Origin of the sequence: Mesorhizobium sp. M4A.F.Ca.ET.050.02.1.1 (assembly GCF_003997725.1) — a bacterium.
GTDB lineage: Bacteria > Pseudomonadota > Alphaproteobacteria > Rhizobiales > Rhizobiaceae > Mesorhizobium.
This window is the reverse complement of record NZ_RZSG01000181.1, coordinates 1-9195: the sequence shown is the minus strand read 5'-3', so window position 1 is coordinate 9195 and position 9195 is coordinate 1. Positions and strand designations below refer to the sequence as shown.

Sequence of the window (9195 nt, the reverse complement as noted above, 5' to 3'; positions counted from 1 at the left end):
CTGAAGGGCTCGCTGGCCGTTTCGGCCATCGCCGCCACGGTCAGCCCGCTGGCGCTCGTCGCCGCCGACGATGCCCGCGCCGCAGAAGCCTCGGCTTTCAAGTTCGACGAGCTCGAGGCCGGCATCGACGACAAGCACCATGTCGCACCGGGTTACAACGCCGATGTGCTCTTGCGCTGGGGCGACCCGCTGTTTGCCGACTCGCCGGAATTCGACCCGGTAAAGCAGTCGGCCGAGGCCCAGGCAAAACAGTTCGGCTACAACAACGACTATATCGGCTATATCCCGATCGACGGCTCGGCCGAGCATGGTCTGCTGGTGGTCAACCACGAATACACCAACCCGCATCTGATGTTCCCGGGCATCGTCAAGATCGTCGACAAGGACGGCAAGAAGGCCGCAGAGACAGCGCCTCTCAGCAAGGAGCAGGTCGATGTCGAGATGGCGGCGCATGGCGGCACCATCGTCGAGATCCGCAAGGACGGGGGCAAGTGGCAGGTGGTGCGCGACGGCAAGCTCAACCGGCGGATCACCTCCAACACCGAGATGGCGCTGTCGGGTCCGGCCGCCGGCCATGATCGCCTCAAGACCAACGCCGATCCCTCCGGCACCAAGGTCGTCGGCACCTTCAACAATTGCGCCGGCGGTGTCACCCCATGGGGCACCTATGTCATGGCCGAGGAGAACATCCATGGCTATTTCACCGGCGAGCTGCCGGAAGGCCACAAGGAAGCGGCCAACTACAAGCGCCTCGGCATCCCGGAAGGCGCCTATGAATGGGGCACGCATTACGACCGCTTCGACCTTGCCAAGGAGCCGAACGAGCCCAACCGCTTCGGCTGGATCGTCGAGGTCGACGTCAATGATCCGAATTCGGTGCCGCGCAAGCGCACGGCCATGGGCCGCTTCAAGCATGAGGGCGCGGAATCGATCGTCGCCAAGGACGGCCGCGTCGTCTTCTATCTCGGCGACGACGAGCGTTTCGACTATGTCTATAAATTTGTCACCACGGGCAAATTCAATCCCAACGACCTCGCGGCCAACAAGGACCTGCTCGACGACGGCACGCTGCATGTCGCCAAATTCGCCGAGGATGGCACCGTCGAATGGATGCCGATCGTGTTCGGCCAGGGGCCGCTCACCGCTGAGAATGGCTTTACCGGCCAGGCCGACGTGCTGATCGAGACGCGCCGCGCCGCCGACCTGCTCGGCGCCACCAAGATGGACCGTCCCGAGGACATCCAGCCGAACGGCGCCAACGGCAAGGTCTATGTCATGCTGACCAACAATTCCAAGCGCAAGCCCGAACAGGTCGACGCCGCCAATCCGCGCGCGGCGAACGCCTTCGGGCATATCATCGAGATCGTCGAGGACGGCGGCGACTTCACTGCCGCCAAGGGTAAGTGGGAAGTGATGCTGAAATGCGGCGATCCTTCGGTGGCCGACGTCGGCGCCACCTTCTCGACCGCGACCACCGCCAACGGCTGGTTCGGCATGCCGGACAATTGCGCCGTCGATTCGGCCGGCCGCTTGTGGGTCGCCACCGACGGCCAGGGCCCGAAGGCCACCGGCCGTACCGACGGCCTGTGGGCGGTCGACACCGAGGGCGCCGCGCGGGCGACCTCAAAACTGTTCTTCCGCGTGCCGATCGGCGCCGAGATGTGCGGCCCGCTGTTCGCGCCGGACGATCAGACCGCCTTCGTCGCCGTCCAGCATCCGGGCGACGGCGGCGAGGACTGGGAAGCCTTCGGCCGCCCCTCCTACTATGAGGACCTGTCGACCCGCTGGCCCGACTTCAAGCCCGACATGCCGGTCCGGCCGTCGGTGGTCGCGATCACCAAACAGGGCGGCGGCAAGATCGCGGTCTGACACACGGCAGTCCGCAGAGACTGCACAAGCGCTGGAGGGATCTCGGCACCCCGAGATCCCTCCTTTCCATTTCAGGTGTCGGTCAAGCTTCGGGAAAGATTGGCAATTTATGCGTGGCGCCCTAGGTCCTTGTAAGGAGACCGCCATGCCAAAGTCTGTTTATGACCGTGGCCTGCTCAGGCCTGCCGACATCGCCAGGCTGCAGCGCGTCTTTGACGAGGCCTGCCAGCGGCGCCAAGCGCATCCCGATTCCGCCGAAGCGCGGGAAATCGCCCTGACCCTGCTTGCCCTGCACAATGCCGGCATGGTCGAAGAGGACATGCTGATGGAAGCCGTCGGTTTCCGGCGGCTTGAGCCAAGGTCGGCCTAGAGCAATTCCAGGAAAAGTGTGAGCGGTTTTCCGTTCGGAATTGCGTCAAAACAAAGAGATAGAGCAGTTCGCCGTTTCCGTGAAACGGTGAAACGCTCTAGGTCCGCGACAATGGCCGCGCGCGTGGCCCTATTCGGCGTGCTGAAGCACCGCCATGTTCATCATGCTTCTCAACCGGAAGCCGATGGACTCGTAAAGTCCTATGGCCGCGACATTGCTGGCATAAGCGTGGAGATAGGGGATTTCGCCCCGCGTCATGATCCGGTTTGCCACGAACAGGGACAGCAGCCTCCCAGACCGCCGCCGCGGAAATCTGGATGCGAGCACACACCGCTGACCTCGGTGTAGCCGGGCTGCTTCATGCGCTCGCCTGCCATCGCAACGAGCCTGCCTTCGATCTTCACGCCCCAGAAAGCGCCGAGCCTCAAGGCCTCCAGCGTGAATGGGCCGGGCCTGGTGAGCGCTGCCAGGGCGAGCATCTCGGCGGCATCGTCCTGCGTCAGCCTTTGTATGCGCTCGTCCGACACGGCCTGCACCGGATGCTCGGCAATCATCTGGACCAGGGACGCGGTTGAAATCGCACAGAGCGCCGCGGGCAGGACGATTGCGTCCGCCTGGACCACGAAGGAGCTTTCGCGTGGTGGAATAAGCTTGGCCAGCGCCTCAAGGCTTTCCTTGTCGTCCACGGCCGTCGCGGAGAACGGAACGATTGACGGCATGTATCGCCTGGCGAGGTTGTCGCCTTGCGCGAAGGCCTGATGCCGCGTCGCGAGAGCGCTCCAGATGGGACGGTCGAGCACGTGTTTCATGGCACGGCGCCTTCGGCTTCCTTGATGCGACGATGCAGCGGCGCTGCGTCGAGGCCGTCCTCGATGGCGGCCAGTTGCTCGAGCAGTGGCCCGGATAGATCGGCGCACAGATCCTGGACGGCGCCCTCGATGCGCGGCCAGACCTCGCGCTTCGCGATGTCGACTAGCCGACGGCCGTTTCGGCTGAGGGAGACGATCCTGCGGCGCTTATCGTCGCTCGACGGGCTGGTTTCGACCAGCCCCAACACTGCGAGTTGCGCTACGCTTCGCGTGACGCCCGGCTGCGCCACCCCCAGCGACTGCGCCAGCTCGCCGACCGGCAAGGGTCCCAGCCGGTCGAGCGCTGCCAGCAGCGGATATTGGCTCGACGGGACCCGGACCTCCAGGCGGTCGAGCACGCGCTGCGTGTCCGCCTGCAGTTGCTCGCCGATGCGCTTCAGCCTGCTGCCAAGGCACAGGAAGCCGAGGGAACGCATGATGTCTTCCATGGCCATCCGTCCACGACAAATGATAACAAGATATATAACACTGCATGGAAAGTCAAAAGCCACCGCGGCGAAGATGCTCATTCGACCGAGATTTCCCCTTCTGTCGGCGACGGTTGCATCCTATATGGCGGTTGCGCGATATGATCGGTAGTCAGTCGCGCCAAGCGACTGATTCGAGGCCCGTGGGCTGGCGGGTCTCTTTTTTCGGCATGCGAAAGCCCGGCCAATGCCCTCCCTGCGCATCTACATCGACAGCCTTCTCGAAGGCGCCGCGCCCAAGGTCCCGCGGCGCGAGCTGTCGCATCTGGAGCGCCTGGAGCTGGTGCGCCGGCATGGCGACTTCTCGCTCGCCTATTCCACCGCCGTGCAGCAGAAACTGTCCTATTTCAGCGACGGCGATGGCTACATCGCCTTCGGCACCAAGATGAAGCACCATTTCGCGCTCGGCGATCCGGTGGTGCATCCGTCTGACCGCCTCGGCTATATCAGGCGCTTCGTCGAGGCCGCCGGCGGTCCCTGGTTCGTGCAGATCGGCGCCGAAACCGCGCGGGTGCTGGCCGGGCTCGGCTATCAGGTCAACCGCCTGGGCATCGACACCAGGCTCGTCCTGCCCGCGCATGATTTCTCCGGCAAGCGCAACGAGACGGTGCGCTATTCCGAACGCTGGCTTTCGAAGAAGGGCTATTCCTTCGCGGAGGACAGGCGCAACATCTTCCTCGACGAGATCGCCCGGCTGTCGGAGAACTGGCGCGGCGAACGTATCGTCAAACGCTGGGAGATGGGCTTCCTCAACCGGCCCTTCGCCGACCATCTCGGCACCGACATGCGCCGTTTCGTGCTGCATGGGCCGGATGGCGAGCTGGTCGCCCTGCTCGATTTCGATCCGCTGTTCAGCGACGGCAAGGTCATCGGCTACACCACCGCCTTCAAGCGCAAGCACATCGACGCCACGCCGCACGCCGAGATCGGCCTGACCAAGTTCGCCGTCGATCGTTTTCGCGAGGAAGGCATCTCCGTCGTCACGCTGGGTCTGTCGCCGCTGGTCGACATCGAAGCCAGCGGCTTTGCCGAATCGAGCTTCTGGCGCAGCACCTTCCAGCGCGCCTACGGCTCCGCCTGGGTCAATCGCTCCAAGTTCAATTTGCAGGGCCAGGCGGCCTTCAAACGCCGTTTCCACGGCCAGGAACAGCCGACCTATGTCGCCTTCCGCAAGGGGACTTTGGTCGAGATGCTCGGTCTGCTGCGGCTGGTGAAAGCCATCTGACCCCGATCGGCCGATTAGTTCCTCAACCGATAGCCGGTGCGGAAGATCCAGGCCACGATCGCGATGCAGACGGCCAAAAACACCACAGTCATGCCGAGGCTGATGCCAACCGAGACATCCGACTTGCCGTAAAAGCTCCAGCGGAACCCGCTGATCAGGTAGACGACCGGGTTGAACAGCGTCACCGTGCGCCAAATGCCGGGCAGCATGTTGATCGAATAGAAGCTGCCGCCGAGGAAAGTCAGCGGCGTGATGATCAAGAGCGGCACCAGCTGCAACTGCTCGAAGCTTTTCGCCCAGATGCCGATGATGAAGCCGAACAGGCTGAAAGTCACCGCCGTCAGCACCAGGAAGGCGATCATCCAGAACGGATGCTCGATATGGAGCGGCACGAACAGCGAAGCGGTGGCCAGGATGATCAGGCCGAGGATGATGGACTTGGTCGCCGCACCCCCGACATAGGCCAGCACGATCTCCAGGTAGGAAACCGGCGCCGAGAGCAGCTCGTAGATCGAACCGACGAATTTCGGGAAGTAGATGGCGAAGGAGGCGTTCGAGATCGACTGGGTCAGCAGCGACAGCATGATCAGCCCCGGCACGATGAAGGCGCCGTAGCTGATGCCGTCGATCTCGGTGATGCGCGAGCCGATGGCTGAGCCGAAGACGACGAAATAGAGCGAGGTCGACAGCACCGGCGAGATGATGCTCTGCAGCACGGTGCGCAGCGCGCGCGCCATCTCCACCCGGTAGATCGCCCATACCGCACGAAGGTTCATGGCTCTTGCCTCAACAGATTGACGAAGATCTCCTCCAGCGAGCTGTTCTCCGTCTCGATGTCGCGGAACTGAATGCCGGCCGCCTCGATGTCGCGGATCAGCGAGGCGACGCCCGGCCGGTCGCTCTGGTTGTCGTAGGTGTAGGTCAATTGTCCGCCGTCGGGCGACAGTTCCAGCGCGTAGCGCGAGAAACTCTCCGGTATCGCGCCGAGCGGACTGCGCAGCTCCAGCAGCAGCCGCTTGCGGCCGAGCTTGCGCATCAGCTCGGCCTTGTCGTCGACCAGCACGATCTCGCCGCGGTTGATGACGCCGACGCGGTCGGCCATCGCCTCGGCTTCCTCGATGTAATGCGTTGTGAGGATGATGGTCACGCCGTCCTCGCGCAGCCGGCGCACCATCGCCCACATGTCCTGGCGCAGTTCGACGTCGACGCCGGCCGTTGGCTCGTCGAGGAACAGCACGCGCGGCTCGTGTGAAAGCGCCTTGGCGATCATCAGCCGGCGCTTCATGCCGCCTGACAGCGTGATCGCCTTGGCGTCCTTCTTCTCCCACAGCGAAAGGTCGCGCAGCACCTTCTCGACAAAGGCATGGTTGGCCGGCCTGCCGAACAGGCCGCGGCTGTAGTTGACCGTCGCCCAGACGGTCTCGAAGGCGTCGATGGTCAGTTCCTGCGGCACCAGCCCGATCAGGCTGCGTGCGGCGCGGTAGTCGCGCGCAATGTCGTGGCCGTCGACCATGACCGTGCCGGAAGAGCGGTTGACGATGCCGCAGACGATCGAGATCAGCGTCGTCTTGCCGGCACCATTCGGCCCGAGCAGCGCGAAGATCTCGCCGCGCTCGATGTCGAGGTTGATTTCCTTCAAGGCCTTGAAACCGGTGGCGTAGGTCTTGGTCACCCCGGAGATGGAAATGATTGACGGCATGGTCTGAAAACGGCTGCTTGAAAGGAGCGGGAGGATTTTATTGCGCTGAATGTCGGTGCGCTCAGCCGGAAGTCAATGCCGCTCCTGACATTTCTGGACAATCATTCCCCTGAAGCTTTCCCCCAAAGTGCTGCGACAACGCGCCCCGCGTGGCGCCACGCCGCTTTGACCGGACCGCGTCAGCGCCCTATTCTGTGAGCCATAAGCAGCAGCCGGAGTCGCCCATGGACCCGCTCATCCTGTCGCGCATCCAGTTCGGCGCGAATATTTCGTTCCATATCCTGTTTCCGGCAATCACCATTGCACTTGGCTGGGTGCTGCTGTTCTTCAAGCTGCGTTACAACAGGACCGGCGATTCCGCCTGGATGCGCGCCTATTTCACCTGGGTGAAGGTGTTCGCTTTGTCCTTCGCCATGGGCGTGGTCTCGGGCGTCACCATGAGCTTCCAGTTCGGCACCAACTGGCCGGGCTACATGGAGACCGTCGGCAACATCGCCGGCCCGTTGCTGGCCTATGAGATCCTCACCGCCTTCTTCCTCGAGGCGGCCTTCCTCGGCATCATGCTGTTCGGCTTTCGCCGCGTGTCCAACCGCATCCACACGCTGGCCACCGTACTGGTCGCCGGCGGCACCACCGTCTCGGCCTTCTGGATCATCGCGCTCAATTCCTGGATGCAGACGCCGGCCGGCTTCGAGACGCGCGACGGCAAGGCGCATGCCGTCGACTGGTGGGCGATCGTCTTCAACCCTTCGATGCCTTACCGGCTCGTCCACATGCTGCTCGCCTCGGGGCTGACCGTCTCCTTCCTCATCGCCGGCCTGTCGGCGCTGCGCTATCTCACCGGCGACCGCTCGGAATCGATGTGGAAGGCGCTGCGCACCGGCGTCTTCACCGCCGCCATCCTGATCCCGGTCCAGATCTTCGCCGGCGACCAGCACGGCCTGAACACGCTCGAGCACCAGCCGCAGAAGATCGCCGCCATGGAGGCCAACTGGAACACCGGCCCCAACGTGCCGCTGGTGCTCTTTGCCTGGCCCGACGAGGCGGCCAGGGAAAACAAATTCGAGATCGCCATCCCCGACGGCGCCAGCGTCGTGCTGAGGCACAGCACCAGCGGCGTCGTGCCGGGGCTGAACGACTATCCCGGCAACCACCCGCCGGTCTTCCCGGTGTTCTGGGGTTTTCGCATCATGGTCGGCACCGGCATCCTGATGCTGATCGTCTCCTGGTCGGCGGCCTTCTTCCTCAAGCGCCGCCACAGCCTGCCGAAGCCGCTGGCGCTGCTGATGGTGCCGATGACGATCTCCGGCTGGGTGGCGACGCTGGCCGGCTGGTACACCACCGAGATCGGCCGCCAGCCCTGGCTGGTCACCGGCGTCCTGAAGACCGCCGATGCCGTCGGCCCGGTCGCCGGCAGCCATGTCGCGCTGACGCTTGCCGTCTATCTCGTCCTCTACGTGATTTTGCTGATCGCCTATCTCGGCGTGCTGGTGCACCTGGCGCTGAAGGCGGCCAAGGATGGCGACACCTCGCCGCTGCCGGGCGTCATGAACGCGGCCATGTCGCAGCCGGCCGCTGGGGAGTGAGGCAGTGGTCGAACTGCGAAGAAATCTTGACTCGACGCCGGACGCTGGCGCTGCCCCTCACCTGCCTGCCGGCATCCTCTCCCCGTATAGGGACGGGGAGAGGGGCGCTCCCCTCGCCGGTTTCGCCAATCGCCGACGTTGCAGGAACTACGCTGTTGTTGCGGCCAGCCCCCTTCTCCCCGTCACCATACGGGGAGAAGGTCCCGGCAGGGGGATGAGGGGCGGCGCCGACCTCGGAAATCGAGACTGGCGCGTGAGGAGAAGAAAATGACCTATGACTGGCCAACCGCGCTCCCGCTGATCTTCGCCGGCCTGATGGGCCTCGCCATCCTGATCTACGTCATCCTCGACGGCTTCGACCTCGGCATCGGCATCCTGTTCGCTGCCGCCGACGACCACGAGCAGGACACGATGATCGCGGCTATCGGCCCGTTCTGGGACGCCAACGAGACCTGGCTGGTGCTGGCCGTCGGCCTGCTGCTCGTCGCCTTCCCGCTGGCGCACGGCACCATCCTCAGCGCGCTCTACATACCGGTCTTCGTGCTCCTGGTCGGCCTTATCCTGCGTGGCGTCGCCTTCGATTTCCGCGCCAAGGTGCCGGCCGGCAGCAAGCATCGCTGGAACCGCATCTTCTTCCTCGGCTCGGCCGTCGCCTCGCTGGCGCAGGGCTACATGCTGGGCGTCTATGTGCTCGGCCTCGATGTCCGCCTCGGCGGCATTGCCTTCGGCGCGCTGGTGGCGCTCTGCCTGTCGGCCGCCTATGCGGCGATGGGCTCGGCCTGGCTTATCTACAAGACCGAGGGCGAGTTGCAGCGCAAGGCGGTGCGCTGGCTGCGTACCGCGCTGGTGCTGGCGGCGCTCGGCATGGTCGCGGTGTCGCTCGCCACGCCCTTCGCCAGCCCGCGCATCTTCGACAAATGGTTCCTCTTTCCGGAGATACTCTATCTCTCGCCGCTGCCCATCCTGTCGGCACTCTTGTTCCTGTGGCTGTGGCGGCAGACCTTCCACCTGCCGAAGCCGGCCGACCGCCATGCGCTGACGCCGTTCCTGACGCTCGCCGCCATCTTCGCGCTCGGCTTCGCCGGGCTCGCCTGGTCGTTCTACCCCTTC

Annotated in this window: 8 protein-coding genes and 1 pseudogene; 5 read left to right on the top strand and 4 right to left on the bottom strand. The window is 64.3% G+C overall.

Annotated elements, in window-relative coordinates; genetic code table 11:
• The coding region (locus EOA33_RS14555) for a PhoX family phosphatase (protein WP_145989143.1) at positions 1–1869 on the top strand (1869 nt) is incomplete at its 5' end.
• A gap of 145 nt (positions 1870–2014) precedes the next feature.
• Positions 2015–2239, top strand: coding sequence for a hypothetical protein (locus EOA33_RS14550; RefSeq protein ID WP_127405933.1), 225 nt, complete (start codon positions 2015–2017; stop codon positions 2237–2239).
• A 129-nt stretch (positions 2240–2368) separates the two neighbouring features.
• On the opposite strand, the pseudogene EOA33_RS14545 reads toward EOA33_RS14550, so the two are convergent.
• Together EOA33_RS14545 and EOA33_RS14540 are read right to left on the bottom strand one after the other, a co-directional pair.
• Positions 2369–3048: pseudogene (locus EOA33_RS14545) on the bottom strand (GNAT family N-acetyltransferase).
• A complete protein-coding gene (locus EOA33_RS14540; protein WP_127405935.1) occupies positions 3045–3536 on the bottom strand; it encodes a MarR family transcriptional regulator in 492 nt (163 codons plus the stop codon). The pseudogene EOA33_RS14545 and the gene EOA33_RS14540 overlap by 4 nt, the downstream one beginning before the upstream one ends.
• Before the next feature lie 226 nt (positions 3537–3762).
• Between EOA33_RS14540 and EOA33_RS14535 the strand changes: the two genes are divergently transcribed.
• On the top strand, positions 3763–4800 hold the full coding sequence (locus EOA33_RS14535) for a phosphatidylglycerol lysyltransferase domain-containing protein (RefSeq protein ID WP_127405932.1): 1038 nt from the start codon (positions 3763–3765) through the stop codon (positions 4798–4800).
• Positions 4801–4814: 14 nt separating this feature from the next.
• On the opposite strand, the gene EOA33_RS14530 is transcribed toward EOA33_RS14535, so the two are convergent.
• Positions 4815–5576: an ABC transporter permease gene (locus tag EOA33_RS14530; protein ID WP_127405931.1), complete on the bottom strand. Its 762-nt coding sequence runs from the start codon at positions 5574–5576 to the stop codon at positions 4815–4817.
• Positions 5573–6499: an ABC transporter ATP-binding protein gene (locus tag EOA33_RS14525; RefSeq protein WP_127405930.1), complete on the bottom strand. Its 927-nt coding sequence runs from the start codon at positions 6497–6499 to the stop codon at positions 5573–5575. Before EOA33_RS14525 ends, EOA33_RS14530 begins: the two co-directional genes overlap by 4 nt.
• Positions 6500–6723: 224 nt before the next feature.
• Here EOA33_RS14525 and EOA33_RS14520 point away from each other — a divergent pair, with 224 nt between their 5' ends.
• On the top strand, positions 6724–8085 hold the full coding sequence (locus EOA33_RS14520) for a cytochrome ubiquinol oxidase subunit I (protein ID WP_127405929.1): 1362 nt from the start codon (positions 6724–6726) through the stop codon (positions 8083–8085).
• Between the two features lie 267 nt (positions 8086–8352).
• The coding region (locus EOA33_RS14510; RefSeq protein ID WP_145989142.1) for a cytochrome d ubiquinol oxidase subunit II at positions 8353–9195 on the top strand (843 nt) is incomplete at its 3' end.

Bases quoted from the DNA above. Each gene is read 5' to 3' on its own strand.
- EOA33_RS14550 (WP_127405933.1), top strand. From the start codon at position 2,015: ATGCCAAAGTCTGTTTATGACCGTGGCCTGCTCAGGCCTGCCGACATC.
- EOA33_RS14540 (WP_127405935.1), bottom strand. From the start codon at position 3,536: ATGGAAGACATCATGCGTTCCCTCGGCTTCCTGTGCCTTGGCAGCAGG.
- EOA33_RS14535 (WP_127405932.1), top strand. From the start codon at position 3,763: ATGCCCTCCCTGCGCATCTACATCGACAGCCTTCTCGAAGGCGCCGCG.
- EOA33_RS14530 (WP_127405931.1), bottom strand. From the start codon at position 5,576: ATGAACCTTCGTGCGGTATGGGCGATCTACCGGGTGGAGATGGCGCGC.
- EOA33_RS14525 (WP_127405930.1), bottom strand. From the start codon at position 6,499: ATGCCGTCAATCATTTCCATCTCCGGGGTGACCAAGACCTACGCCACC.
- EOA33_RS14520 (WP_127405929.1), top strand. From the start codon at position 6,724: ATGGACCCGCTCATCCTGTCGCGCATCCAGTTCGGCGCGAATATTTCG.